The sequence below is a fragment of the Roseomonas sp. OT10 genome, from assembly GCF_020991085.1.
GTDB classification, from domain to species: domain Bacteria; phylum Pseudomonadota; class Alphaproteobacteria; order Acetobacterales; family Acetobacteraceae; genus Roseomonas; species Roseomonas cutis.
Genome location: NZ_CP087719.1, coordinates 1579452 through 1603234, shown reverse-complemented (window position 1 = coordinate 1603234; position 23783 = coordinate 1579452). Strand labels below are relative to the sequence as shown.

Here is a 23783-nt window from a genome sequence, read left to right as displayed (position 1 = left end):
GCATCGATGTTCCGCGACCCGGCCCGCGCCTCAGCCCCGCCGCCGGAACCGCTCCACGGCCGAGACCAGCGCCGTCCGCACCCCCGGCTCCAGCGCGCTGTGGCCGGCATCGGGCACGATGGTCAGCCGGGCGCGCGACCAGGCCTCGGCGAGGTCGAAGGCGGTGACCGCGGGGCAGACCATGTCGTAGCGGCCCTGCACGATCTCGGCCGGGATGTTGGCGATGCGGGACATGCCAGCGAGCAGCCCGCCCTCAGGCAAGAAGAGGTCGTGCGCGAAGTAGTGCGCCTCGATCCGCGCGAGGCCGAGGGCGCTGCGGTCCTGCGCGAAGCTCGCGACCGTCTCCGGGCTGGGCAACAAGGTGCTGCACAGCCCTTCGTAGTTCGACCAGGCGCGGGCGGCTGCCAGATGGATGGCGGGCTCCGGGTGGGTCAGCCGCTTCAGGTAGGCGGCCAGCAGGTCGTGCCGCTCCGCCGGCGGGACGTGCTCGGCGAAGCTGGCCCATGCGTCGGGGAAGACGCGGCGCAGCCCGTAGAGGAACCACTCCACCTCCTCCGGCCGGCCGAGGAACACGCCCCGCAGCACGCAGCCTGCGACCCGGTCCGGATGCGCCTGGGCATAGGCGAGGGCCAGGGTGGAGCCCCAGGAGCCGCCGAAGAGCAGCCAGCGCTCGATGCCGAGGAAGCGGCGCAGCGTCTCGATGTCCTGCACCAGGTGTGGCGTGGTGTTGTCGCGCAGCTCGCCGAGCGGGCGCGAGCGGCCGGCGCCGCGCTGGTCGAAGATCACCACGCGCCAGTGATGCGGGTCGAAGAAGCGACGGTGCACCGCCCCGGCCCCGGCCCCCGGGCCGCCATGCAGGAACAGGACGGGCTGGCCGCGCGGGTTGCCCACCTGCTCCCAGTACATGACGTGGTTCACCCCGCCCTGGTTGGCCAGGGGCAGGAGGCCCGTCTCGTAGGGAGCGATGTCGGGGAAGAGGTCGCCGCGCGGCATGCGCGCTGTTGTCGCAGGAAGCGGCGACCGCGCGCAATCCGGCATGCCCGTCACGCCACGCCGGGCGGCCCTGCCGGCAGCGGGACACGCTCCCCCGGGGCAGGCCCGGGGCACCGCGCGCCGCGTCGGACGATTTGGCATGCATCCGCCCCTTCGCCCGGCCGGGTGCAGCGCCTAATTTCCCTCCATGGCCATTCCTTCCTCCGCCCGCGGCGCCAAAGGCTCGCAGGCCCCGGCAAAGCCGGCCTCCGCCACGGGCGGCGCCGCCGGTGCCCTGCGCTGCGCCGTCTGCGGCACGGAGAGCCGGCAGCCGCGGCCCCGCCACCAACCACCCGAACAGGCGCCCGACCTGGACCTGCGCCCGGGCGAGCCGTTGCGCTCCACCATGGCGAGCTGGCTGCAGCAATGCCCCCATTGCGGCTATGCGGCGCCCGACATCACCCGCGCCCATCCCGCCGCGGCGCAGGCGGTGGCGGCCGCGCCCTTCCGCGCCCTGGTGAATGATTCCAGCCACCCGCCCCTGGCCCGGCGCTTCCTGGGCTGGGCGCATGTGCTGGAGGAAAGCGGCGCGCTGCATGCGGCGGCGGAGGCCACGCTGCAGGCCGCCTGGATCGCGGATGACGAGCGCCTGCCGGATCTGGCCCGCGCCTGGCGGCTGGAGGCGGTGGCGCTGTGGCGCGCCGGCCCGCCGCTGGACCACGAGCAGACGGTGCGCGTGGTCGATGCGCTGCGCCGCGCCGGGGAATGGGGCGATGCCGCCGCCTCCGCCCGGGCGGCGAGCGCGGACCATCCGCCGGAGGCCGCCGCCCAGGTCCTGGCCCTGGAGGCGCGGCTGATCACGGCGCAGGATGACGGCCGGCACACCGTCGCCTCCGCCCTGCCGCCGCCCTCGCGCCGCCCGCATGTGAGCCACCACCGGCCCGCCGCGACCGGGGAAGGGCTCTGGGGCCGGTTCCGGCGCTGGCTGCGGCGCGACTGACGGCATGCCGCGCGGGGGCAGGGTGTGGATGGTGGCGGGCGCGCTGGCCGGCTGCCTGGCGGTGGGCCTCTCGGCCTGGGCGGCGCATGCGCCGGCCGCGGCGGAACCCGTGACGGCGCATCGGCTGGGCCAGGCCTTGACCATGCAGGGCTGGCACGCCCTGGCCCTGCTGGGCACCGGCCTGCTGGCGGAGCGGCGGACGGGCTGGGCGGCCCATGTCGCCGGCGGCGCCTTCCTTCTCGGCATGGCGCTGTTCTGCGGCGCGGTGTGGTCCGTGGCGCTGACGGGCCAGTCCTGGGGCCGGCTGGCGCCGGCGGGTGGCACCCTGCTGATGCTCGGCTGGCTGGCCCTGGCCGTCGCGGCGCTCGGCCGGTCCAGGGACGACACCCTTCCCGCGCCGCCGCGTTGACCCTCCCGGGCGACATCCGCCCGAAGGAGAGGACGTCATGGCCGAGACGCCGCAGCCGGCAAGCGAGCCCGAGCCCAGCCGCAGCGGGGGACCCGAGGGCTACATCCCCCGCCCGCCCAGCCCGGAAGCGCTGAAGGAGATCGGCCGGCAACAGGCCTTGATCACCGACGAGTGGAGCGGCGAGCCCGAGGCGGAGGCCACCGCCCCCGCACCGCCGTCCGGGCGCGGCGATCCAGGCTGACGCCGCTGGGGCCCAGTCGGACCGCCCCGCCCCGTCCCGTCGGCGGGTACGGGGCGGCGCCGTTCCTCAGGAGCCCGCTCTGCCGCGTGCCCAGGCCAGCAGCACGGGCTCGGCCCGCAACCCCTCCCGCGCGCCGATGCGCCGGGCCGTTTCGTTGACCGCCGAGATGATGCCGTCGGCGAAGGTCGATCCCGCCTCGCCGATCCGGGCGGAGGCGGCCGCCACGGTGAAGGCCGCGATGCCGCGCCCGTCCAGGGCCGGCAGGCGGGTGGTCCCGGGGCCGCCGCCCGCATCGTTGAAGACGCCCGCGAAGCCCGGCACGCGGAGGGCGAGCGCGGGGTCGCCGCCGATCAGCCCGCCATGCGAGCCGGTCACGATGATCTGCCCGGCATCCTCCGGCCGCACCAGCGAGGCGGAATCGAGCAGCAGGATGCGGCGTGTCCCACCGGCCACCGGATGCTCGCGCCGCTCCTCGCCCAGCTCCGGAACCCAGGCCCGGCGTTGTGGCGCCGCGCGCAGCCGCTCCGCCGCCGCCGCCGCCGGCTGCCCTGCCTCCACCCCCGCGGCACGGGCGGGGGCATTGGCACGGCTGATGACGCCATGGGTGAACATCCCCGCCGTGTCGCCGATCGGCGCGCTGTCATGGGCGATCGTGGCCGCGGCGATGCCGAAGCCTTCCAGCCAGGGCAGGGAGCCGATCCCGGCCTCCTGGAAGCCGATCCCGGCATCGTTGAGGATCACTGCCCGCGCCCCGGCCTTCGCCGCGAGCCAGCCGGGGTAGCGCCCGCCATGCGAGCCGCTGACGATCACCGCGCCCTCCGCCTCCGGCGGCAGCTTGGTGATGGTGTCGGCGGCCAGGACGCCCGGCCCGTGCCAGCGCCAGGTCACAGGCACGACAATCCGCCATCGACCGGCAGGCAGACACCGTTGACGTAGCGCGCCTCGTCGGAGGCCAGGAACAGCGCCGCCTGCGCCACGTCCCAGGCGGTGCCCATCTTCCCCGTCGGGCTGCGCGCGTCGCGGGCCGCCACCATCTCCTCCACGCTGCCGTACTGGCCGCTGATCTGCTTGTAGATCAGCGGCGTGTCGATGACGCCGGGGAGCACGGCATTGGCCCGGATGCCCTTCGCCGCGTAGCGGATGGCGAGCGCCCGGGTGAAATGGTCCAGCCCGGCCTTGCCCGCATAATAGGAGAAGTATGGATAATCCGTGATCCTCTGCGCGGCGAGCGAGGAGATGTTGACGATGGCCCCCCTCCCCTGCCGCAGCATCACCGGCAGCACGTGCTTGCAGGCGAGGAAGGCGCTGGTCAGGTTCAGGTCCAGCCCGCGCCGCCACGCCTCCTCGCCCAGCTCCACCGGGTCGCCCATGATGGTGACGCCGACGTTGTTGTGCAGCACGTCGATGCCGCCGAACTCCGCCACCGTCCGCTCCACCACGGCCGCGACCTGGTCGGAGCGGGTGACATCCGCCGTCAGCGCGAGGGCGGTGCCGCCCTCGGCCCGGATCAGCCCGGCCGTCTCCTCCGCCGCCTCGGCGCGAAGGTCCACGGCCGCCACCCGGCCGCCCTCCCGCGCATAGAGCACCGCGGCCGCCTTGCCGTTGCCCCAGCCCGGGCCGTCCGAGCCGGCGCCCAGCACCAGCACCGCCTTGCCGGCCATGCGGCCGCGTCCCGCCGGCTCCGTCATCGTGCGAGCAGCCCGATGGAGAACCAGGGCACCGCCGCGACGACGATCAGCCCGATGGTCAGCGCGACGAGGTAGCCGACGATCGGCCGCATCCCCGCATCTGGGCTGACCTTGGCGATGGCGCAGGCGGTGTAGTAGCCGACGCCGAAGGGCGGGGCGAAGAGGCCGATGCCCATGGCGAGGATGACCACGATGGCATAGTGGACCTCGTGGATGTGCAGATCCCGCGCGATGGGGAAGAGCAGCGGGCCGAACAGCACCACGGCCGGGATGCCCTCCAGCAGGCTGCCCAGGATGATGAAGGCGACCACGGAGATCGCCATGAAGGTCACGGCCCCGCCCGGCAGCCCCTCCATCATTCCCGCGAGCTGGCGCGAGAAGCCGGATTGCGTCAGCGCCCAGGCCATGGCCGTCGCCGTGCCGATGATGAGCAGGATCGCGCCCGAGAGCGTCGCCGTGCCCACCAGCGCGTCATACAGGCGCCTCAGCCCGATGCGCTGGTAGAACAGCACCCCGATCACCGCGCCGTAGACGATGCCGATGGTCGAGACCTCGGTGGCCGTGGCGATGCCCTCCACCACCGCGAAGCGGATCACCAGCGGCAGCAGCAGCACGGGAATAGCGACCCAGAGACTGCGCAGCACCTCGGCCTTGGTGGCGCGGCGCACGCCGGACATGTCGTCGCCCCGGGCGCGCCACCACACCACCACGGCCATGGCGAGCGCCAGCACCACCGCCGGCAGCAGCCCGCCGGTGAACAGGTCCGCGATGGAGACGGCCGTGACCGTGCCGATGGTGATCAGCACCAGGGAGGGCGGGATGGTCTCCGACATGGCGCCGGAGGCGGCGAGGAGCGCCACCAGCTCGCCGGGCTTCGAGCCGCGCTCGCGCATCTCCGGGAACAGCACCGGGGCCACGGCGGCCATGTCCGCCGCCTTGGAGCCGGCGATGCCCGAGACGAGGTAGATCGCCACCAGCAGCACGTAGGAGAGCCCGCCGCGAACGTGGCCGATCAGCCCGGCGAGGAAGCGGACCATGGCGCGGGCCATGCCGTTCATCTCGATCAGCGCGCCGAGGAAGACGAAGAGCGGCACGGCGAGCAGGACGATGTGCGACATCCCCTCGCCCATCCGCCCCACCACCACGGCCAGCGGCACGCGGGTGGAGAGCGCCAGGTAGCCCACCGTCGCGAGGCCGAAGGCGAAGCCGATCGGCACGCCGGCGAAGACCGTCGCCGCGATCACGCCGACGAAGAAGAGGACGAGGTTCCAGTTGCCCAGCGGCCGCAGCACCGGCCCCAGCCCCAGCACCGCCGCCACCAGCACGGCCGCGACCGCGATGGCCAGCAGCACCACCGCCGGCCGCGCCACGGACAGGAGCTGAAGCGCCGCGAAGACCAGCATCAGGGCGAAGCCGGCGGGGATCGCCGCCAGGCGCCAGGCGTTGGAGATCTCCAGCGCCGGCGTCACCACCGGCAGCTCGTCCAGCATCATCTCCCAGGCGGGCTCCGCCAGCATCACCAGGAAGGCGGCGGAGGCGACGATGGCGACCGTGTTCAGCGCCGCCTGGGTCTGGGGCGAGACGTTGGCGATGAAGGCGGTCATGCGCATGTGCGCCCCGCGCCGCAGCGCGACCGCCGTGCCGAACATGGCGAGCCAGAGGAAGAGGATGGAGGAGAGCTCGTCCGACCAGACCAGCGGGACGTGCAGCAGGTAGCGCGCCACCACGCCCGCGAAGAGCAGGGCGACGAGCACCAGCACCAGCACGGCCGAGGCGGCCTCGACCGCCGTGCCCAGGAGGGTGTCGAGGCGCCGCGCCGCGACGCCGAGCGCCGAGGTCGGCGTCCGGCCCGGGACGGCGGCCGCGGCCGGCGCGCTCACTGCAGCCCGCCCGCGAACTTCTCCAGGATCTTCCAGGGCGCATCGCCGAAGCGGCCGCGCCACTCGGCGTAGAAGCCCGCCTGGCGCAGCCGGTTGCGGAACTGCTCCTTGTTCACCTCGTTGAAGAGCATGCCCTTGCCCTCGAGGTCGGCGCGCAGGCTGGTGTTCAGCACGGCGAGGTCGGCGCGCTGGTCCAGCGCTCCCTGGTTTAGGTGCTTCGCCGCCATCGCGCGCAGGTCATTGGGCAGGGCGTTCCAGGCGCGGCGGTTGGCGAGCGGCCAGTAGCCGTCCCACATGTGGCCGGTCAGGGCGAGGTACTTCTGCACCTCGAAGATCTTGGTGTTCCAGATGGCGGCGAGCGGGTTCTCCTGCCCCTCGGCGATCTTGGTCTGGAGCGCCGAGTACATCTCGGCGGCGTTGATGCTCACCGGGGCCGAGCCGAAGGCGCGGAACATCGAGGTCCAGAGCGGGCTGACCGGCACCCGCATCTTCACGTCCTTCAGGTCGTCGGGCGTGCGGATCGGCCGCGTGCTCATGGTGATGTGGCGGAAGCCGTTGTCCCAGATGCGGTCCATGGCCACGATGTTCGCCTTGGCGATCTCGCCGCGGATATGCGCGCCCAGCTCGCCGTCCATCGCCTTCCAGACGGTGTCGTAGTCGTTGAAGGCGAAGCCGATGCCGTTGATCGAGGCGACCGGCACCAGGGTCGAGAGGATCACGCCCGAGAGGGTGAAGAACTCCACCGCGCCGGAGCGCAGCTGGTTCAGCACGTCCGTGTCCGCGCCGAGCTGGTTGTTGGGGAAGAGCGTGATCTCCAGCGCCCCGTTGCTGTCCTTCTTGATGCGGTCGAAGGATTCCTGCAGCCGCACGTTCAGCGGATGCGTCGCCGGCACGTTGGTGGCGAACTTGTAGCTGAAATCCGCCGCCGCCCGGGCCTTGCCGATGGCGAAGGCCCCCGTCCCCAGCGCCGCACCGCCCAGCAGGGCGGCGCGCCGCCCGATCACCATACCCATACCCGTCACTCCCTTGTCCGTTTCCCATGAGGCGCCGGGCTTTTGGTGCCCGGTCGCCCCCGATCGATCAGGCCACCCGGTCGCCCTTCTTCACCTGCACCGTGCGGTTGTCCACGCCCGGCAGCATCTTGGCCGGGTCGCGCGTGACCACCACGTCCAGCACCGTCGGCCCCTGGCCGGCCATGCCTTGCGCGAGGGCATCGGCGAGATCGCCCGGCCGCTCCACCCGGATGCCGCGGCAGCCCATCGCCTGGGCGATGCGCGCGTAATCCGTCTCGGCCAGGTCGGAGGCGTGGTAGCTGCCGGCGCCGTACATCAGGTGCTGCAACGCCTTCACGTAGCCCGACGCCGCGTTGTTCACGACGATGACGGTGAAGGAGAGGCCCATGCGCCGGGCCGTCTCCATCTCGCCCAGCATCATGTTGAAGCCGCCATCGCCGGTCAGCGCCACCACCGCGCGGCCGGGCGCGGCCAGCGCCGCGCCCATCGCGCCGGGCAGGCCGTAGCCGATGGAGGCGAAGCCGCGATCGGGGACGAAGCAGCGCCCGGGCCGCTTCGTGTCGAAGAGCAGCCCGCCCCAATGCGCCGCGAAGCCGCCATCGGCGATCAGGATGCCGTCCTCCGGCAGGGCGCGGTTCAGCTCGCCCAGCAGGCGCGCCATGCTGACCGGCACCTCCTCGGAGGCGTACTTGTCCGCGACGCCCGCCCGCCACTCCGCCATGCGCGAGGAGACCAGGCCGGCATAGCCCTCCTGCCGCTCGCGGATGGCGGGCGCCCGGTCCTTCAGCATCGCCGCGATCTCGGCGAGCGTCTCCTTCGCATCGCCCCAGAGGGCGAGCTCCGGCCGGGCGGTGCGCCCGATCTCCTCCGCCACGATGTCGAGATGGATGATGCGCTTGCCCGCCGCCGGCACGGAGTAGCGCTTGGTCGCGATCTCGCCCAGCTTGCAGCCGACGACGAGCAGCAGGTCGGATTCCTCGATCAGCCGGTTGGCGATGCGGTCGTAGCGGCCGAACAGCCCGGCGCTCAGCGGATCGGTGCAGGCGATGGCGCCCTTGCCCGTCAGCGTGTGCGCGACCGGCAGGTTCAGCGCCTGCGCCAGATCGCTCAGCACCTGCGCCGCGCCGGAGAGGTGGACGCCGCCGCCGGCCAGCACCAGCGGCCGCTTCGCCTCGGCCAGCAGCGCCGCCGCCTTCGCGACGCCGGCCGCATCCGGGCGGCAGCGCAGGGCGGGGGCGGCGCGGTAGATCGGATCGACCGCGAAGGCGTCGTCCGCATAGCCGTGGGTGGCGTGGCAGACATCCTCCGGCACGTCCACCACGACCGGGCCGGGACGGCCGGTGGTGGCGACGGCGAAGGCGCGGCGCATCAGCTCCGGGATGCGGGCCGGGCTCTCGATGCGGATGACCTCCTTCGCGGCGGGGCGGAGGATGTCCACCTGCCGGCTCTCCTGGGTCATGTTCTTCCAGGAGTGGTCGCGATGGCTGTCGCCCACCAGCGCCACCATCGGCGTGCCGGCGTTCAGCGCCTCGACCAGTCCCGTGACGAGGTTGGTCGCCCCCGGGCCCAGCGTCGCATCCACCAGCCCGACCCGGCCGGAGACCTTGGCATAGGCATCCGCCGCGAAGACGCCGGCGCGCTCGTCGTTGATCAGGTGGTGCTCCAGGCCGAGACGGCGGGCGGCGTCGTAGAAGGGCAGAAGCTGGAAGCCGCCCATGCCGAACATGGGCCCGCCCTCGAAGGCCTGGATCATGCGGGCGATGGCCTCGCCGCCGCTCATCTCGTTGGAGGGCATTTCGTTGGAGGGCATCTCGTTGTCGCTCATCGGCGGGCGTCTCCGTTCCGCATCATCTCGCGCACCGCCTGGGCGATGGCCGGCGCGCCCACCCGCACCGCATCCTCGGCGGGCGGCGCATAGGCGATGTTGGTGCGCGGCGCGCCCAGGCGCCGGACAGGCGCGCGCAGGAAGGCCGCGCCGTGCTCGGCCACGCTCGCCGCGACCTCGGCGCCGAAGCCGCCCACCGCCACGGATTCGTGCGTGACCAGCAGGCGCCCCGTCTTCTCCACGCTGCGCAGCACGGCCGCCTTGTCCCAGGGCCAGAGGGTGCGCAGGTCGATCACCTCGGCACGGATACCGTCCTCGGCCAGCAGCGCGGCGGCGCGGTCGGCGACATGCACCTGGGCGGACCAGGAGACGATGGTCGCGTGCTCACCCTCCCGCACCAGCCGCGCCTCGCCGAAGGGGATGGTGAAGTCCGGGTCCTCCGGCACCTCGCCCTCCAGCCCCCAGAGGTTCTTGTGCTCCATGTAGACCACCGGGTCGTCGCAACGGATCGCCGCCTTCAGCAGCCCCTTGTTGTCCGCGGGCGTGGAAGGGCACGCCACGACCAGCCCCGGGACATGCGCGTACCAGCTCTCCAGCGACTGCGAATGCTGCGCGGCGGAGGAGCGCCACATGCCGATCGGCTCGCGCGCCACCAGCGGCACCCGGGTCTGGCCGCCGAACATGAAGCGCGCCTTGGCCGCCTGGTTGATCAGCTCGTCCATGGCGCAGAGCGCGAAGTCGGAGAAGCGCATCTCCACCACCGGCCGCGTGCCCATCATCGCCGCGCCGACGGCGGCGCCCATGATGGCGGATTCCGAGATGGGCGCGTCGGAGATGCGGTCGGCGCCGAACTCCGCCACCAGCCCGCGATACTGGCCGAAGACGCCGCCGCGGCCCAGATCCTCGCCCACCGCCCAGACGGTGGGATCGCGCCGCATCTCCTCGGCCAGGGCTTGCCGGGCGGCATCCAGATAGGTGATCACGGGCATCAGAAGGCGACCTCCGCCGGGCTGCCGATATCCTGCACGTCGGTGAAGGCGACGCTCGCCGGGGGGAAGGGCGCGGCGAAGGCCTCGTCGTAGGCGGCGGCCATCTCCGCCTCCGCGGCCGCGCGGTCGGCCTCCAGCTCCACCGCCGCGACGCCTGCCGCCAGCAGCACCTCGCGGGCACGGGCGATGGGGTCGTCCCCGGCATGCGCCGCGTTCTCCTCGGCGGTGCGATAGGCGGCCGGGTCCACGCCGGTATGGCCGGTGACACGCCAGGTGTGGGCGTGCAGGAAGCGCGGCCCCTCCCCCGCGCGGATCGCGGCCACCAGCCGCGCCGCGGCCTCCTCCACCGCCAGCACGTCGTTGCCGTCCACCTCCTCGCCCGGGATGCCGAAGGCGCGGGCGCGGGCGGAGGGGCCGGGCCCGGCCGTCATCGTCGCCGTGCGGGTGGTGGCGGCGTAGCCATTGTCCTCGCAGACGAACAGTACGGGCAGGTGGAACACCGCCGCCCAGTTCAGCCCTTCCAGGAAGGGCCCGCGATTGGTCGCCCCGTCGCCGAAGAAGCAGGCGACCACGCGGTTCTCGCCCTTCAGCTTCACCGCATGCGCGGCGCCGGCGGCGATGACGATGTTGGCCGAGACGACGCCGTTCGCCCCCAGCATGCCGACGCCGAAATCGGCGATGTGCATGGAGCCGCCCTTGCCGCCGCAATTGCCGCCCTCGCGGCCGAACAGCTCGCGCATCATCGCTCCCGGCTCGGCGCCCTTGGCGAGGGTATGGCCATGGCCGCGATGGGTGGAGAGCAGCAGGTCCTCGCGCGTCAGGCGGGAGATCACGCCCGTCGGCACCGCCTCCTGCCCGATCGAGGGATGGATGGCGCCCAGCACCACCTTCGCGTCCTGCCCGCGCAGCGCCGCCTGCTCCAGCGCGCGGATGCGCCACATCATCCGGTGATGCGCGCGCAGCCGGCCGCGATCGAGATTTCCTGGCGCGCTCACGCCGCATCCTCCTGCCGCAAACCCGTCTCTCCCATGATGTCGCGCAGCCGCTCCGCCTCGGCGCGCAGCGCGCGGACCAGTTCCGGCCGCCGTTCCGGCCCCATGCGGTCGCGGATGGCGGCGAGGCTGAGCGCCACCGGCGAACTTCCCGCCCGCGCCGGCAGCGCTACGCCGACCGCGTTCATCGCCGCGACGATGCGGCCCTCGTTCCAGGCATGGCCCTCCGCGCGGGTGCGGGCGACCAGGGCCGGCAGCGCCTCCGCCCCGAAGCCGGGGAATTGCGCCAGCCATTCGGCGTTGCGGGCAAGGCTCTGCGTCGCCTCCGCCTCCGGCAGCGCGGCGAGCAGGGCGAGGCTCCCCGCCCCCACCCCCAGCGGGCGGCGGTCGCCGACGTTCAGCGTCAGCGTGCGGATCGGATACTCACCCACGGCGCGGGCGACGCAGACGGCGGCCCCGCCCTCCTGCACCGAGGCGAAGACGGTATCCCCGGTCAGCGCCGCCAGCCGCTCCAGCGCCGGCTGCGCCAGGGCGGCGACATGCTGCTGCCAGGCGTGGCGGCCGATTTCGGCAGCCCCGGCACCGAGGCGGTAGCGGCGGGTGGACAGGTCCTGGAAGGCGAAGCCGACCTCGGACAACGCACCGAGCAGGCGGTGCGCGGTCGGGCGGCTGAGGCCGGCGGATTCCGCCAGCTCGGTCAGCGGCAACCCGGCCGGCCCATGCGCCGAGAGGGCGCGCAGGATCGCGGCGATGCGGTCGACGGTCTTGACGGCAGCATCCTGCACGCCTGCGCTTCCTCCACGGAGGCGGTCGGCGCCGCCTTTCCGAATTTGGCCGATTCGATAGCCCCGTTTCGGAATTCCTGTCCAGAGGCTCTCCCCTGGCCAGCGGGCGCGGGACGGGGCAGGCTCCTCCTTCCCCGGGAGGAATGTTTCGGATGGCGCAGGACGATCCCACCCGCCGCGGCGTGCTGGCCGCGGCCGGCACGCTGACCGGCTTCGCAATGGCCGCCCAGCCGGTCGTGGCTCAGACGGTGATCCAGACGGACACTGCCGGGCTGGAGGCGCGCGACGTCCAGATCCCCGCCGCCGACCGCGCCATCCCCGCCTACATGGCCCGGCCCGCGGGCGGCACCGCCGCACCGGTCGTGCTGGTGGTGCCGGAGATCTTCGGCCTGCACGAGCACATCAAGGACGTGGCCCGGCGGCTGGCCAAGGCCGGGCACTTCGCCGTCGCCATCGAGCCCTTCGCGCGCCAGGGCGATCCCACCAGGCAGGCGGACATGCAGGCGCTGATCCGCGACATCGTCTCCCGCACCCCCGACGCGCAGGTGATGTCCGACCTGGATGCGGCCGTGGCCTGGGCGAAGGCGCAGGGCGGGGATACCGGGCGCCTCGCCATCACGGGCTTCTGCTGGGGCGGGCGGATCGTCTGGCTCTATGCCGCGCACAACCCGGGGCTGAAGGCCGGGGCGGCCTGGTACGGGCGGCTGGAGGGCGAGACCAACCCGCTGCAGCCGCGCCACCCGATCGGGGTGGTGCGGGAGCTGAAGGCGCCCGTGCTGGGCCTCTACGGCGGCGCCGATACGGGCATCCCGGTGGCGAGCGTGGAGCGCATGCGCGCGGCGCTGCGCGAGGCGGGGCAGGCGAAGTCCGAGATCATCGTCTTCGACGGCGTGCCGCACGCCTTCAACGCCGACTACCGTCCCTCCTACCGCGAGGCGGCGGCGAAGGAAGGGTGGCAGCGGATGCTCGCCTTCTTCCAGGCGAACGGGGCAGGATAGTCCACGCCCTTCCCGCGGGCTCTCAGCCGCCAGCCGGCGCCTCGCCCCGCCGCCACGCCGCGGCGGCGGACTCCGCCGCCCGGCGGATCGCCTGGAAGCGGGCGAGCGACTGGCGCGCATCCTCCAGCGCGCGGTGCGCGGGCGGGCGTTCGGCGCGTTCCCACGCCTCCCGCGTCGCGGCGAGCAACGACCCCGCCATGACCTCCCGCTCCGCCTCCGGGATACCGGCGTCGCGCAGAGCCGCCTGCACCGCCGCCTCCTCCGCCTCGTCCGTGTCGCGCAGGCGCAGCGCGTGGCGGGGCAGGCCGGCGGCGCGCAGCAGGCGGCTGAGCCACTGGCCGTCCCAGGAGGGCGCGGTGGCGTAGAGGGACTGGCCCGCCAGCCGCTCGACCATGCGCCGCGCCACCGCCCCATGCGCCTCGCCCTCGCGCAGCAGGCGCTCGCGCGGGATGCGGTGGGTGGCCTCGGCCAAGGCGGACCAGTCCGTCCAGTCCGGCGCAGGGTGGATCAGGTGGTCCTCCCCCTCCCCGTCCTCGAAGACCCAGCCGACCTCGATCGGCACGCTGCGCTTGCCCAGCGAGCTGGCCTCGAAATCCAGGAAGACCCGGGCCATCGCTTGCCCCCTGCCGCCGTCATGGCTTGCCAACCGCGCCCGGGCGTCGGAGTTCCCACGGCACGATGCTCCCGCCGATCCATGCCAGCCTGGTGAACGGCCGCTTCGGCGACCCGGCCGTCTTCCTCGGTTTCCGCTTCGAGCGTCGCGCCCTGCTGCTCGACCTGGGCGCGCTGCACCTCCTGCCCGCGCGACAGCTGCTGAAGGTGGAGGCGGCGCTGGTCAGCCACGCGCATGTCGACCACCTGATCGGCTTCGACCACTGGCTGCGCCACCTGGTCGGGCGGCAGCGCACGGTCGCCCTCCTCGGCCCCGCCGGGATCGCGCAACGGATCGGCCACAAGCTGGCCGGCTATGCCTGGGACCTGGTCGATCTCTACGAGGCGGAGCTGACCTTCGCCGTGACGGAGGTGGCGCCCGACCTGTCCTGGCGCCGCATCCGCTTCCGCCTCTCCACCGGCTTCGCGCCTGAGCCCGGCGAGGCGGGCGCGGCGGAGGATGGGGTGGTGCTGCGTCTGCCGGGCCTTGCCATCCGCGCCGCGCCGCTGGAGCACCATCGCACCGCCTGCCTCGGCTATGCGCTGGCGCAGCCGGCCCAGGCGAACATCGACCGGGACTGGCTGGAGCGGCACGAGCTACCGGTGGGGCCCTGGCTCGCCCGGCTGAAGCAGGCGGTGCTGGACGGGGCGTCCGACGACCACCCCGTGCCCGTCTTCGCCCGGGCGGCCGAGGCGGCCGCCGCCCCCGCCCGGCCTCTGGGCGAGGTGCGCGGGGCCGTCGCCGTCACGCCGGGGATGCGGATCGGCTACCTGACCGACTTCGCCGACACGGCCGCGAATCGGGCAGCGGCGGTGGCCCTGGTGCGGGACGCCGACCTGCTGTTCTGCGAGGCAAGCTTCGCCGCCGCCGACGCAACCCTCGCGGCGCGGCGCGGCCACCTGACGACGCAGGCCGCCGGGGAGATCGCGCGGGTGGCGGGGGTGCGGTGCCTGGAACCCTTCCACTTCTCGCCCCGCTACGAGGGGGAGGAGGAGCGGCTGCTCGCCGAGTCGGCGGCGGCCTTCGCCGGGGATCAGCCGCCGAGCGGCACGCCCAGCCGGCCGTAGAGCGCCGCGATCCGGCGCTCATAGGCGGCGGCCGAGAACAGCGCCGCCTGGCGTGGCCCGGCTTCCGACAGGCGCCCACGCAGATCGGCATCCGTGTCGAGCGCCCGGATGCCCTCCACCAGAGCCCGCACGTCATAGGGGTCCACGGTCAGCGCCGCATCGCCCACCACCTCCGGCAGGGAGGCGGTGTCGGAGGTGAGGACGGGCGTGCCGAGGCTCATCGCCTCCAGGGCCGGCAGGCCGAAGCCCTCGTAGAGCGAGGGGAACAGCACGCTCCGGGCGCCGCGGATTACGCTGACCAGCAGGCGGAAGGGCAGGTAGTCCACCAGGATGATGCGCTCGCGCAGGCGGCGCCGGGCGGCCGTCGCCGTGCCCTGCCCCCCCGGCAGCACCCAGCGCTGGTGGTCCTCGTAGAGCATGCGGAGTTCCTCCTCGCTCTTCCAGGCCTGCTTGCCCACGATCACCAGTGGCCGCGCCACCCCGGAGGCGAGATGGGCCTCGATCAGCCGGCCGACGTTCTTCTTCGGCTCGATCGCGCCGAAGAACAGGAAGTACTCCTTCCAGCCCAGGCCGAGGGAGCCCATCACCTCGTCGCGCGCCTCGTCTTCCGGCTTGCGCGCCAGGGACGGGGGAAGCTCCACCGACTGGTAGGTGTTGGTCACCTTCTCCGGCGGGCAGCCGAGAAGGTTGATGATGTCGCGCCGCGACGCCTCGCTGACGGTGACGATGTGGTCCGCCTCTCGCACCAGCAGCCGGTTGAGCCGCAGGTAGCGGCGCTTGTGGTCCAGCGTGGTGTAGGGCAGGCGCAGCGGCACCAGGTCGTGCAGCGTGTAGATGTTGCGCAGGCCGCGGGCCACGACCGGCACCGGATAGGTCCAGTGCATCAGCCCCGGCCGCTCCGGCAGGCGCACCTTCAGCCGCGTCTTGTGCAGATTGAAGTGGTTGGCGGCGAGGGAGAACAGCTCCTCCACGTTCCACAGCGCGTCGAAATGCGGCAGCCGCGCCTCGAAGCTGCGCGTCAGCACCGTGCCCGTGATCGGCACCCGTTGTGCCTTGTGGCCGATCGCCGGCAGGAGCAGGCGCCGCACCGTCCGCAGGATGCGGCCCAGCGGCCGCGCCTTGCCGACGCGCCCGTCGAAGAAGGCGATCTCGCGGATCAGCGGGTCCTTGGACGGGCTTGCCCGCGTGCCGTAGAGGACGTCCACCGACGCGCCCATCGCCCCGAGCCGGAAGGACAGGTTGCGGGCATAGGTCGCAACCCCGGTGCCCTGCTCCAGCCCCAGATTATACCCATCGATGCAGATTCGTGGCGTCATGGCCCGAACCTAGAGCATTTCCGGCGCAGGCGCGTTCGCACCCCAGATCCTCGTCCGGAGAGCGGGGCCACGCGCCTGGACCGCGCCGATCCCTGGCGCCCCCCAGCCCGGCCGCGCGGGCCCGCTCAGCCGCCGGGATCGAGCGCGGCCGCCACCGCCTCCTTCTGCGGACGCGGCAGCAGCTTCATCACCAGGATGAAGGCGGACAGCAGCAGGCACAGCCCGTTCGTGGCGATCAGCGGCCATTGGCCCAGCAACAGCCCATAGGCCAGCCACAGCGCGAAGCCGAGCACGGTCACAGCATACATGCCGGCCGAGATGGCGGCGGTGTCACGGGTCCGAATGATCTTCCAGGCCTGGGGCACGAAGCTGGTGACGGAGGCCAGGGTCGCGGCGCCGCCGACCAGGGTCGCGAGATCCATCCTGCCTGCTCCCGGCAGGGCAGCCTCGCCACGGGGGCCGCCCTTGCGGGACAGAACCCCTCGCGGCCCGCCGGGTTGCCGGCGGGCAGGTCGCCGGGCCGGGGCCGGCCCGGCGACCCGAACGGATCAGGCGGGGGTCTTCGCCGCCTTGCGCTTGGCCTTCTTCAGGCCGGCGAAGGCGGACTCCTTCATGGCGGGGCTGGCCTTGAACTTCACGGTGGCGCCGGCCTTGACCGCGACCTTCTCGCCGGTGCGCGGGTTCAGCGCGGTCCGCTTCGGAGTCTCGCGCACCGAGAAGGAGCCGAACTCCGGCAGGGAGAAGCGGCCGGTGCTGATGATCTCGTTCTTGATCGCCTCGATCAGGGCGGTGGCCAGCTTGTTCGCGGCCACGCCCGTCATATCGCTGGACTGAACGATGACGTCGGTGAGGAACTTCTTAGACATGCGGGATCCCTTTCACGTCGTGCCGCGTAGCGCAGTCGGCGGTCCAGGCCAACGGGGGCGGAGGCCGCGGCCGAAGCCAAGCCGACCGGCCCGGGCGCCTCGCGGGCTCAGGCCACGGACACGATCCGCCGCACCATGCGGTCAATCCTTGAGCTTGCACAGCGATTCGCCGCGTGGTCACGAGAATCTTGCCGACCGGCACGCAGGAACGGGCGAGGAAGGAAGCCGATGATGACCGCAGCACTCACCGAGGCCCTGGCCGACCGATTCGCGGCGATCGCACTGGGGCACGTCACCCGCGAGTACCCCAATAAGCTGGACCACGTGCTGGCCGGCCCGGAGGATGCGCGGACGCCCCGGGCGCTGCACCCGATCTTCTTCGGCAGCTTCGACTGGCACTCCTGCGTCCATGCCTGGTGGCTGCTGGCCCGGCTGCGGCGGCGCTTCCCCGGCCTGTCCGCGGCGCCGCGGATCGCCACGCTGTTCGACGAGCTGCTCACCGAGGGCAACGTCGCGGCCGAGTGCGCCTACCTCGCCCGTCCCGGCGCGCGCGGCTTCGAGCGGCCCTATGGCTGGGCCTGGCTGCTGATGCTGGCGGCGGAGCTGGACCGGCGGGAGGACCCGCGGCCGGGGCGCGTGCTGGCCCCGCTGGCTCGGGCCTTCGCCGACCGGTTCCACGATTTCCTGCCGCGCGCCACCTACCCGATCCGCACGGGTACCCATACCAGCACCGCCTTCGCCCTGGCGCTGGCCCAGGAATACGCGGCGGCACGGGACCCGGCCCTGGCCCGGCTGCTGCGGGAGAAGGCCCGGGCCTGGTACGGCGACGACGCCGGCTGCCAGGCCTGGGAGCCGGGCGGGGACGACTTCCTCTCCCCGGCGCTCATGGAGGCGGAGTGCATGCGCCGCCTGCTGGACGGCGCGGATTTCGCGCGCTGGTTCGACGGCTTCCTGCCCCGCCTGGCCGAGGGCGAGCCGGCCACGCTCTTCCGCCCCGCCACCGTGAGCGACCGCAGCGACGGCAAGATCGCCCATCTGGACGGGCTGAACCTGAGCCGCGCGTGGTGCTGGCGGAGCTTGGCCACCTCCCTGTCCCCCGAGGACCCGCGGCGGCCGCGCATGCTGGAGGCGGCGCGGGACCACCTGGAGGCCAGCCTGCCGCACGTGTCCGGCGACTACATGGGCGAGCACTGGCTGGCCACCTTCGCCGTGCTGGCGCTGGACGCCGACGATGCGGACGGGCTTCACAACAACCGGAGCGATATCCCGACTTCGTGAGAATCGGTTTCAACGAGGGAACGATTCCCTAGGGTCGGGTCTTGAGACAGGGCACAGGAAGCCCGGGGAGTCGGGAGGTTGTCCGAGGTCATCATCATCGACGACGAAGCTCTGATCCGCAGCACGCTGGTGACGATCTTCGAAATCTCCGGGTGGCAGGCGTGTTCGGCCGGCAGTCCGGAGGAGGCGCTCGGCCTGATCAGCATGGCGTGCCCCCGCCCCCTGCTGGTGGCGGACCTGAACCTCGGCGAATCGGTGGACGGGTTCGAGGTTGCGGACCGGGCCCGGGGCATCCGCCCCGACCTGTCCGTCCTCTATGTCAGCGGCGAGCCGGAACGCCTCACGGGCCTCGACCTGTCCTGCCGGGAGCGGGCGCTCACCAAGCCCTTCCGGACCGAGGAGCTTCTGGCGGCCGTCCGCGACCTCCTGCCCCCGCCGGCGCTGCCTGGCGCCTGAGCGCCCGACGCGCACCCTCCCTACTCCTCGCCCTCCAGCCGCGCGATCTCCTCGTCGGAGAAGCCGAAGTGGTGGCCGATCTCGTGGATGAGCACGTTGCGGACCAGGCGGAAGAGGTCCTCCCCGCTCTCCACCCACTCCACCAGGATCGATTCGCGGTAGAGCTGGATGGTGTCCGGCTCCATCGGCACATCCGTGCTCGATCGCCCCGTCAGCGGCCGGCCGCGGTACAGGCCCGTCAGCTCCCAGGGGTGGTCCAGCTCCATCTCCGCGAGGGTGTCGTCATCCGGCACCTCCTCGACCAGGATGGCGACGCCGCGGATGGAGGCGCGAAGCTCCTGCGGCAGGGCGCCGAGCGCCGCCTCCGCCAGCTCGGCGATGTCGTCGATGCTCGGGGGGGTGGTGTAGCGCTGCATGGCCCGCACAGGGGGCGCATATCCGGCCCCGGCGCGTCAAGCACCGAGGCTGTTCCGATGGAGGTGGCGCGATGGTCCCGGCCCTGACGGCGGCGGAACGGGAGCGGATCCCCCGGGATCTGCCGGAATGGGAGCCGGTGCCCGGGCGCGACGCCCTGCGGCGCCGCTTCGCCTTCCGCGACTTCGGCGAGGCCTGGGGCTTCATGAGCCGCGTGGCCCTGCTGGCGGAGCGCCAGGATCATCACCCGGAATGGTCGAACGTGTGGAACCGCGTGGAGATCGTGCTGACCACCCATGACGCCCGGGGGCTCAGCGCGCGTGACCTGCGGCTCGCCCGGGCGATCGATGCCCTCCTCGCCGGACGCTGAGGCGCCGCGCCGCGGCGCCGTGGCGGGCCGCCGTCAGTCCACGCGGATGTTCGCCCGCTCGATCACCGCGCCGTAGCGTGCGCGCTCGGCCGCCACGAAGGCGGTGAAGGCCGCCGGGTCCATCGGCCGCGGCACCATGACCTGCTGGCGCATCTTCTCCTCCGTCTGCGGCTCGCGCAGCACGGCCTGGATCTCCCGCGACAGGCGTTCCACCACCGGCCGCGGGGTGCCGGCGGGAGCGGCGAAGCCGTGCCACGGATCGATGACGACCTGCGGCCAGGTTTCCGCCAGCGTCGGCAGATCCGGGGAGAAGGAGGCGCGCTCCGCCCCCGTGGTGGCGACGGCCCGCAACGCCCCGGACTGCACATGCGGCCAGGCGACGGAGGCGGCGTCGATCGCCAGGTCGATCTGCCCGCCGACCAGGTCCGTCATCATGGGGCCCGAGCCGCGATAGGGCACGTGCGTGGCCTTCACCCCGGCGGCGGCAAGGAACATCTCCATTGCCACATGGATCGCCGTCCCCGCGCCGGAGGAGCCGTAATTGGCCTGGCCCGGATGGTCGCGCAGCCAGGCGACCAGCTCCTGCAGGGTCCCGGCCGGAACCTTGCGCGGATTGACCACCAGCACGTTGGGCGTGGTGGCGCCGTTGCTGATGAAGGCGAAGTCGCCGACCGGGTCGAAGGGCAGCCTGTCACGGTAGAGCCAGGGATTGAGGCCGAAGGTGGTGAGGCTGACGATCCCGATCGTGTACCCGTCGGGCGCCGAGCGGGCGAGCGCGGCCACGCCGATATTGGCGGCGCCGCCCGGGCGGTTCTCCACCACCACCGGGCGGCCGAGCCGTGGCGACAGCCGGTCGGCGACGAGGCGCCCGATCATGTCCGTCGCCCCGCCCGGCGCGAAGGGCACGATCAGCGTCAGGCCGCGCTCGGGCCAGGCGCCCTGCGCCAGCCCGGGCCGCGACAGCAGCGCCGCGCCGGCGAGGCCCAGCAGCGCGCGGCGGCCGGGCTGGCGGAGGGTGTGGGTCATGCTGGTCCTCCCTGCGGCGCTTCGCGTCGGATGGCGCCGATGGCATCGAGCTTGGCGTCGGACAGGTAGCCGTAGCGGTTGACGAAGACCCGCCCCCCCGAGGCCCGCCAGGCGATGCGGAAGCGCGCCGCCACGTCCGCGAGCGGCCCGTAGCTGTGGGCGAAGGCGAAGACGGGGGTGCCGCCCGCCGCCATCCGTGCCGCGGCGATCTTGCGCGCCTGCGCGCCGGCGCCGACCGGGTGCGGCTCCTCCGGCTCCGGATAGCGCAGCCGCGCGGGATCGGCGGGCCCGTCCACCAGATCCAGCGCCTGCGCCAGCGCGGCGAGCAGCGCCGGGTCGCCGGGCCGCCCCATCCCCTCCGCCCAGAAGCGCAGAATCATCGGCCAGTGCATGGTGTAGAGCTTCACGCCCATCGCCGGCACCAGGGGTGCCAGCGCGGCCGGGTCGAAGCCGCTGACGACATCCAGCGGCGCCGGGAAGCCCTGCGGGATCAGCGCGATGCGGCCGCCGCTCGCCTCGCGCAGCGCCGCCGACGCGGCCCCGACGAAGCGCGTGGCCACGGCGGCCTTGAACCGCGCCAGCTCCACCAGCCCGGGCCGCGCGCGCATCAGGCGCAGCAGCGCGTCGGCGGTGCCGCCGGGCTGCGCCGCCAGGACCGCCTGCGCCGCGCGGCCATCGCGGATCGCATGCAGGACGGCGAGCGCATCCCGCTGCATCGTCTCCAGGTCGAAGCCCAGGCGGCGCGCCAGGGCCTGCGCCGGAAGCGAGAAGTCGAACAGGGCGGCCGCCGGCGCGTAGGGCGGGTATTCCGGCCAGTCCAGGCGGATCGCGTCGACCTCCGGATAGGCGCGCGCTAGATCGCGCAGCAGGGCGCGGAGGTAGTCCAGCACCGCTTCGGAGGCGAGCGACGCGTTGCCATCCACGCGCCCGGGCAGCTCCGATCCATCGGGCAGCAGGGGCCGGTCCTCGGCCGCGGGGCCGCCGAACTGGACCCGGTAGCCCGGCGGCATGGCCGCCTGCACCTGCAGGTGGACGGCCAGGCCACGGCGCTTCGCTGCGCGGATCGCGGCGGCGATGCGCGGCCCCTGCTCCATCGTCAGGGAATCCGGCTCCGCGGGCTGGTAGCGGAGCCCGGCATAGAGCGCCGTATCCGGCACGAAGGCCGGCGCGGCACGCACCCAGAGCTCGCGGCGCGCCCAGAGCGGACGGTCGAGCAGCCGCGCGCCGCCGGCACCGGCATCGATCGGCGGCTCCCGCCCGCCTTCCCCGTCCGGGGTCGGGGTCAGCACGTAGGGCGAGGTCGCGATCGCCGTCGCGCCCGCCCGGCGCTGGAGGTTGTCGAGGACGGCCTCCGCCCCTTCGGTGAGAAGGAACTCCGGCATCACGGTGATGCCGAGCTGGTCGCCTCGCGGGCTCATGGGCCGATCCAGTCCGGGTGCTGGCGCCGCAGCGCGTCAAGGTCGGCGGCATTCGCCTGGATATGCGACGCCATGGCCGCGCGCGCGGCTTCCGGGTCACCGGCCTCGATGGCGTCGAGGATCGCGGCATGCGCGGCCACCGCGGCCGCGATCCTTTGCCGCACCGCCACGGCGGCATGGTGGACGCGCTCCATGTGCGCCCGCGCGATGCGGCAGGACTCCCACATCAGGGGCAGGCCGGCCGCCTCGAACAGCGTGCCGTGGAAGGCCTCGTCGAGCGCATAGACGACATCCTGCCGCCCGGCCGCCAGCGCCTCCTCCTGTCCGCCGAGCAGGCGGCGCAGCACCGGCTGCCACGGGCCGATCCTGTTGGCGAGCCGCGCCGCGGCCTCGCCTTCCAAAAGGCGGCGCAGCGTCACCGCCTCCTCCTGGCGTGACAGGGACAGGCGGGTGACGAAGCTGCCGAGGTTGGGCATCACCTCGACCAGCCCTTCCTCGCGCAGCCGGCGCATGGCCTCGCGCACCGGGGTCCGGCTGACACCGACCCGCAGGGCCATGGCCGCCTCCGCCACAGGCGCGCCGGGATGCAGCTCGAGGCGCAGGATGGCGCGGCGCAGGGCGCTGTAGATCTGCTCGGGCGCAGGACGATGACGGTCCACCGAGGGCAGTTCGATCACCGCGGGTGGCAGGGCATCGTATCGTGAACGCGGCATGCGGCCATGCTGCACAACCGGGCGTACCCCCGCAATACCGGTATACCGGTACTGCGGGCCGCCACGGCGGTGACATCGTATCGTCTCCCGGCCCGAATCAGGGCCGGTGCGGAGCCGATCGCCCCGGCATCAGCGGAGCGTCGCGTCGGCGGTCAAATGGACGGCATCAGGCCCCGCCCGACGCCGCGCAGTCCAGCTCCGGACGGCACGGCGCCGCTGCGCCGCTCGCTTCGCAGGTCGCGCCGCTAAAGCCGGCCCGGAACCGCCGAAGGCTCCAGCAGGGGCTCCTCGACCTGCCCGAGGGATGCCGCCGCCAGCTCGTCGGTCTGCACCTCGAACCCCGCGAGGTAGTGCGATCCGAAGGTGGTGGTGATGGCGACATCCGTCGCATCCCGCCCGCGCGCCAACAGGATCCGTCCGATCCGCGGCACGTTGTTGCGGGCATCGAAGACGTGCCAGGCGCCGCCCAGATAGACCTCGAACCACGCGGCGAAATCCGGGACACCCCAGGGCTGCGGCGTGCCCATGTCGCCCAGGTAGCCGGTGCAGTAGCGGGCCGGGATGTTCAGGCAGCGGCAGAAGGTGATGGCGAGGTGCGCGTAGTCCCGGCACACGCCGCGGCCTTCGTCGAAGGCTTCGGCCGCCGTGCGGGTGGCGCGCGCCGCCTGGTAGTCGAAGGCGATGTGCCGGTGGACGTGATCGCAGACGGCCTGCACACGCTGCCAGCCGGGAGGGAGATGCCCGAACAGCCGCCAGGCGGCGTTGGAAAGCAGGTCCGTCTCGCAATAGCGGCTGCCCAGCAGGAAGCCGACCGCTTCGTCGGGCAGCGTCTCGACCGGGTGCTCCACGGCGTCAGGGACCAGGGTATCCGGAAGCCCGCTGTCGCGCACCACGGCGCTGTTCGACAGGGTGAAGCGGCCGGGCGGCGCGACCAGCCGCGTGCCGATGTTGCCGAAGATATCGCGATAGGGGCTGGCCGCGACCGGCGGATCGAAGACGGGCGCTTCGGGAACCAGGATATCGCCGGCGCGGCTGGGATGGATGGTGAGCATCAGCACCATGGGCGTGGGCTGAGGCAGGTCATAGGTAAGGCGGTATCCCACCTGGATGTGCATTCGGGTCCCTTCGACAGACGGCAGCGCCCACGTCCGATCGTCGGAGCCGTTGCGGTACCATAGCGGCCGGCCGGCCCCGCTGTGGGAAAGACGTTCCGGCGGTCCTCACATCTGCTCGACGGGTGGCCATGGGTCACCCGGCAGCGTCACGATGCGGGGTGATGCAGGCGAATGCCAGGGAGGGGAGTGGTGCCGACGCCCGGGATTGAACCGGGGACCTACTGATTACGAATCAGTTGCTCTACCGCTGAGCTACGTCGGCATCCGGCGGTGCGGCGCTCTCTAGCCGCACACGCCGCA

The 23783-nt window shown here is 73.1% G+C and carries 26 protein-coding genes and 1 tRNA gene; 8 read left to right on the top strand and 19 right to left on the bottom strand.

Annotated elements, in window-relative coordinates; genetic code table 11:
• Positions 1 to 30: 30 nt before the first annotated feature.
• The gene (pip, locus tag LPC08_RS07405) at positions 31 to 993 is read right to left on the bottom strand and encodes a prolyl aminopeptidase (RefSeq protein WP_230452063.1); all 963 of its coding nucleotides are present in this window, start codon (positions 991 to 993) and stop codon (positions 31 to 33) included.
• 187 nt (positions 994 to 1180) lie between these two features.
• Here pip and LPC08_RS07400 point away from each other — a divergent pair, with 187 nt between their 5' ends.
• The 3 genes from LPC08_RS07400 to LPC08_RS07390 are packed head-to-tail and all read left to right on the top strand — an operon-like array spanning position 1181 to position 2622.
• Positions 1181 to 1972 carry a hypothetical protein gene (locus LPC08_RS07400; protein WP_230452062.1) on the top strand — a complete coding sequence of 264 codons (792 nt, stop codon included), beginning with the start codon at positions 1181 to 1183 and terminating at the stop codon, positions 1970 to 1972.
• Positions 1973 to 1976: 4 nt separating this feature from the next.
• Positions 1977 to 2381, top strand: coding sequence for a DUF423 domain-containing protein (locus tag LPC08_RS07395; protein WP_230452061.1), 405 nt, complete (start codon positions 1977 to 1979; stop codon positions 2379 to 2381).
• A gap of 37 nt (positions 2382 to 2418) precedes the next feature.
• On the top strand, positions 2419 to 2622 hold the full coding sequence (locus LPC08_RS07390) for a hypothetical protein (protein WP_230452060.1): 204 nt from the start codon (positions 2419 to 2421) through the stop codon (positions 2620 to 2622).
• Between the two features lie 66 nt (positions 2623 to 2688).
• On the opposite strand, the gene LPC08_RS07385 is transcribed toward LPC08_RS07390, so the two are convergent.
• From LPC08_RS07385 to LPC08_RS07350, 8 genes are all read right to left on the bottom strand, one after another.
• Positions 2689 to 3516, bottom strand: a complete 828-nt coding sequence (locus LPC08_RS07385; RefSeq protein ID WP_230452059.1) for a hypothetical protein — start codon at positions 3514 to 3516, stop codon at positions 2689 to 2691.
• Positions 3507 to 4283 (bottom strand): SDR family NAD(P)-dependent oxidoreductase, encoded by a 777-nt coding sequence (locus LPC08_RS07380; RefSeq protein ID WP_230452058.1) that lies wholly within the window; start codon positions 4281 to 4283, stop codon positions 3507 to 3509. Before LPC08_RS07380 ends, LPC08_RS07385 begins: the two co-directional genes overlap by 10 nt.
• Before the next feature lie 23 nt (positions 4284 to 4306).
• Positions 4307 to 6190 carry a TRAP transporter large permease gene (locus LPC08_RS07375; RefSeq protein ID WP_230452057.1) on the bottom strand — a complete coding sequence of 628 codons (1884 nt, stop codon included), beginning with the start codon at positions 6188 to 6190 and terminating at the stop codon, positions 4307 to 4309.
• Positions 6187 to 7203: a TRAP transporter substrate-binding protein gene (locus LPC08_RS07370; RefSeq protein ID WP_230453009.1), complete on the bottom strand. Its 1017-nt coding sequence runs from the start codon at positions 7201 to 7203 to the stop codon at positions 6187 to 6189. The genes LPC08_RS07375 and LPC08_RS07370 overlap by 4 nt, the downstream gene beginning before the upstream one ends.
• 67 nt (positions 7204 to 7270) lie before the next feature.
• Complete coding sequence (locus tag LPC08_RS07365; protein WP_230452056.1) at positions 7271 to 9028, bottom strand: thiamine pyrophosphate-binding protein; 1758 nt, start codon at positions 9026 to 9028, stop codon at positions 7271 to 7273.
• Positions 9025 to 10017 carry an alpha-ketoacid dehydrogenase subunit beta gene (locus LPC08_RS07360; protein WP_230452055.1) on the bottom strand — a complete coding sequence of 331 codons (993 nt, stop codon included), beginning with the start codon at positions 10015 to 10017 and terminating at the stop codon, positions 9025 to 9027. The genes LPC08_RS07365 and LPC08_RS07360 overlap by 4 nt, the downstream gene beginning before the upstream one ends.
• Positions 10017 to 11012, bottom strand: coding sequence for a thiamine pyrophosphate-dependent dehydrogenase E1 component subunit alpha (locus LPC08_RS07355; RefSeq protein ID WP_230452054.1), 996 nt, complete (start codon positions 11010 to 11012; stop codon positions 10017 to 10019). Before LPC08_RS07355 ends, LPC08_RS07360 begins: the two co-directional genes overlap by 1 nt.
• Positions 11009 to 11794 carry an IclR family transcriptional regulator gene (locus LPC08_RS07350; RefSeq protein WP_230452053.1) on the bottom strand — a complete coding sequence of 262 codons (786 nt, stop codon included), beginning with the start codon at positions 11792 to 11794 and terminating at the stop codon, positions 11009 to 11011. The genes LPC08_RS07355 and LPC08_RS07350 overlap by 4 nt, the downstream gene beginning before the upstream one ends.
• Before the next feature lie 152 nt (positions 11795 to 11946).
• Between LPC08_RS07350 and LPC08_RS07345 the strand changes: the two genes are divergently transcribed.
• A complete protein-coding gene (locus LPC08_RS07345) occupies positions 11947 to 12792 on the top strand; it encodes a dienelactone hydrolase family protein (protein WP_230452052.1) in 846 nt (281 codons plus the stop codon).
• A gap of 22 nt (positions 12793 to 12814) precedes the next feature.
• Here the strand turns inward: LPC08_RS07345 and LPC08_RS07340 are convergent, their stop codons facing one another.
• Positions 12815 to 13405, bottom strand: a complete 591-nt coding sequence (locus LPC08_RS07340; RefSeq protein WP_230452051.1) for a 3'-5' exonuclease family protein — start codon at positions 13403 to 13405, stop codon at positions 12815 to 12817.
• A 65-nt stretch (positions 13406 to 13470) separates the two neighbouring features.
• Between LPC08_RS07340 and LPC08_RS07335 the strand changes: the two genes are divergently transcribed.
• Positions 13471 to 14511, top strand: a complete 1041-nt coding sequence (locus LPC08_RS07335; protein ID WP_230452050.1) for an MBL fold metallo-hydrolase — start codon at positions 13471 to 13473, stop codon at positions 14509 to 14511.
• On the opposite strand, the gene LPC08_RS07330 is transcribed toward LPC08_RS07335, so the two are convergent.
• From LPC08_RS07330 to LPC08_RS07320, 3 genes are all read right to left on the bottom strand, one after another.
• Positions 14478 to 15827, bottom strand: coding sequence for a glycosyltransferase family 4 protein (locus LPC08_RS07330; protein WP_230452049.1), 1350 nt, complete (start codon positions 15825 to 15827; stop codon positions 14478 to 14480). The genes LPC08_RS07335 and LPC08_RS07330 overlap by 34 nt on opposite strands.
• Before the next feature lie 125 nt (positions 15828 to 15952).
• Complete coding sequence (locus tag LPC08_RS07325; protein WP_230452048.1) at positions 15953 to 16249, bottom strand: SemiSWEET family sugar transporter; 297 nt, start codon at positions 16247 to 16249, stop codon at positions 15953 to 15955.
• Between the two features lie 126 nt (positions 16250 to 16375).
• Complete coding sequence (locus tag LPC08_RS07320) at positions 16376 to 16693, bottom strand: HU family DNA-binding protein (protein WP_230452047.1); 318 nt, start codon at positions 16691 to 16693, stop codon at positions 16376 to 16378.
• Between the two features lie 228 nt (positions 16694 to 16921).
• On the opposite strand from LPC08_RS07320, the gene LPC08_RS07315 reads away from it, so the two are divergent.
• Positions 16922 to 17971, top strand: coding sequence for a DUF2891 domain-containing protein (locus LPC08_RS07315; RefSeq protein WP_230452046.1), 1050 nt, complete (start codon positions 16922 to 16924; stop codon positions 17969 to 17971).
• A 78-nt stretch (positions 17972 to 18049) separates the two neighbouring features.
• Positions 18050 to 18427, top strand: a complete 378-nt coding sequence (locus tag LPC08_RS07310) for a response regulator (protein ID WP_230452045.1) — start codon at positions 18050 to 18052, stop codon at positions 18425 to 18427.
• Positions 18428 to 18447: 20 nt separating this feature from the next.
• Here LPC08_RS07310 and LPC08_RS07305 read toward each other — a convergent pair whose 3' ends face one another.
• Entirely contained in the window at positions 18448 to 18843 is a 396-nt protein-coding gene (locus LPC08_RS07305; protein WP_230453008.1) for a metallopeptidase family protein, read from the bottom strand.
• 71 nt (positions 18844 to 18914) lie between these two features.
• Here LPC08_RS07305 and LPC08_RS07300 point away from each other — a divergent pair, with 71 nt between their 5' ends.
• Entirely contained in the window at positions 18915 to 19211 is a 297-nt protein-coding gene (locus LPC08_RS07300; protein WP_230452044.1) for a 4a-hydroxytetrahydrobiopterin dehydratase, read from the top strand.
• A gap of 33 nt (positions 19212 to 19244) precedes the next feature.
• Here LPC08_RS07300 and LPC08_RS07295 read toward each other — a convergent pair whose 3' ends face one another.
• The 5 genes from LPC08_RS07295 to LPC08_RS07275 all read right to left on the bottom strand — a co-directional run bounded on the left by LPC08_RS07295 (position 19245) and on the right by LPC08_RS07275 (position 23745).
• Positions 19245 to 20237, bottom strand: coding sequence for a Bug family tripartite tricarboxylate transporter substrate binding protein (locus LPC08_RS07295; protein ID WP_230452043.1), 993 nt, complete (start codon positions 20235 to 20237; stop codon positions 19245 to 19247).
• On the bottom strand, positions 20234 to 21655 hold the full coding sequence (locus LPC08_RS07290; protein WP_230452042.1) for a hypothetical protein: 1422 nt from the start codon (positions 21653 to 21655) through the stop codon (positions 20234 to 20236). The genes LPC08_RS07295 and LPC08_RS07290 overlap by 4 nt, the downstream gene beginning before the upstream one ends.
• Positions 21652 to 22368, bottom strand: a complete 717-nt coding sequence (locus tag LPC08_RS07285) for a GntR family transcriptional regulator (RefSeq protein WP_230452041.1) — start codon at positions 22366 to 22368, stop codon at positions 21652 to 21654. Before LPC08_RS07285 ends, LPC08_RS07290 begins: the two co-directional genes overlap by 4 nt.
• Positions 22369 to 22613: 245 nt before the next feature.
• Positions 22614 to 23483: a transglutaminase-like domain-containing protein gene (locus LPC08_RS07280; RefSeq protein WP_230452040.1), complete on the bottom strand. Its 870-nt coding sequence runs from the start codon at positions 23481 to 23483 to the stop codon at positions 22614 to 22616.
• A gap of 187 nt (positions 23484 to 23670) precedes the next feature.
• Positions 23671 to 23745 (bottom strand) — tRNA-Thr (locus tag LPC08_RS07275).
• Positions 23746 to 23783 lie beyond the last annotated feature (38 nt).

Coding starts and splice junctions, on each gene's coding strand:
- pip (WP_230452063.1), bottom strand. CDS start 993: ATGCCGCGCGGCGACCTCTTCCCCGACATCGCTCCCTACGAGACGGGC.
- LPC08_RS07400 (WP_230452062.1), top strand. CDS start 1,181: ATGGCCATTCCTTCCTCCGCCCGCGGCGCCAAAGGCTCGCAGGCCCCG.
- LPC08_RS07395 (WP_230452061.1), top strand. CDS start 1,977: ATGCCGCGCGGGGGCAGGGTGTGGATGGTGGCGGGCGCGCTGGCCGGC.
- LPC08_RS07390 (WP_230452060.1), top strand. CDS start 2,419: ATGGCCGAGACGCCGCAGCCGGCAAGCGAGCCCGAGCCCAGCCGCAGC.
- LPC08_RS07380 (WP_230452058.1), bottom strand. CDS start 4,283: ATGGCCGGCAAGGCGGTGCTGGTGCTGGGCGCCGGCTCGGACGGCCCG.
- LPC08_RS07370 (WP_230453009.1), bottom strand. CDS start 7,203: ATGGGTATGGTGATCGGGCGGCGCGCCGCCCTGCTGGGCGGTGCGGCG.
- LPC08_RS07365 (WP_230452056.1), bottom strand. CDS start 9,028: ATGAGCGACAACGAGATGCCCTCCAACGAAATGCCCTCCAACGAGATG.
- LPC08_RS07360 (WP_230452055.1), bottom strand. CDS start 10,017: ATGCCCGTGATCACCTATCTGGATGCCGCCCGGCAAGCCCTGGCCGAG.
- LPC08_RS07345 (WP_230452052.1), top strand. CDS start 11,947: ATGGCGCAGGACGATCCCACCCGCCGCGGCGTGCTGGCCGCGGCCGGC.
- LPC08_RS07340 (WP_230452051.1), bottom strand. CDS start 13,405: ATGGCCCGGGTCTTCCTGGATTTCGAGGCCAGCTCGCTGGGCAAGCGC.
- LPC08_RS07335 (WP_230452050.1), top strand. CDS start 13,471: ATGCTCCCGCCGATCCATGCCAGCCTGGTGAACGGCCGCTTCGGCGAC.
- LPC08_RS07330 (WP_230452049.1), bottom strand. CDS start 15,827: ATGACGCCACGAATCTGCATCGATGGGTATAATCTGGGGCTGGAGCAG.
- LPC08_RS07325 (WP_230452048.1), bottom strand. CDS start 16,249: ATGGATCTCGCGACCCTGGTCGGCGGCGCCGCGACCCTGGCCTCCGTC.
- LPC08_RS07320 (WP_230452047.1), bottom strand. CDS start 16,693: ATGTCTAAGAAGTTCCTCACCGACGTCATCGTTCAGTCCAGCGATATG.
- LPC08_RS07315 (WP_230452046.1), top strand. CDS start 16,922: ATGATGACCGCAGCACTCACCGAGGCCCTGGCCGACCGATTCGCGGCG.
- LPC08_RS07305 (WP_230453008.1), bottom strand. CDS start 18,843: ATGCAGCGCTACACCACCCCCCCGAGCATCGACGACATCGCCGAGCTG.
- LPC08_RS07300 (WP_230452044.1), top strand. CDS start 18,915: ATGGTCCCGGCCCTGACGGCGGCGGAACGGGAGCGGATCCCCCGGGAT.
- LPC08_RS07295 (WP_230452043.1), bottom strand. CDS start 20,237: ATGACCCACACCCTCCGCCAGCCCGGCCGCCGCGCGCTGCTGGGCCTC.
- LPC08_RS07290 (WP_230452042.1), bottom strand. CDS start 21,655: ATGAGCCCGCGAGGCGACCAGCTCGGCATCACCGTGATGCCGGAGTTC.
- LPC08_RS07285 (WP_230452041.1), bottom strand. CDS start 22,368: ATGCCGCGTTCACGATACGATGCCCTGCCACCCGCGGTGATCGAACTG.
- LPC08_RS07280 (WP_230452040.1), bottom strand. CDS start 23,483: ATGCACATCCAGGTGGGATACCGCCTTACCTATGACCTGCCTCAGCCC.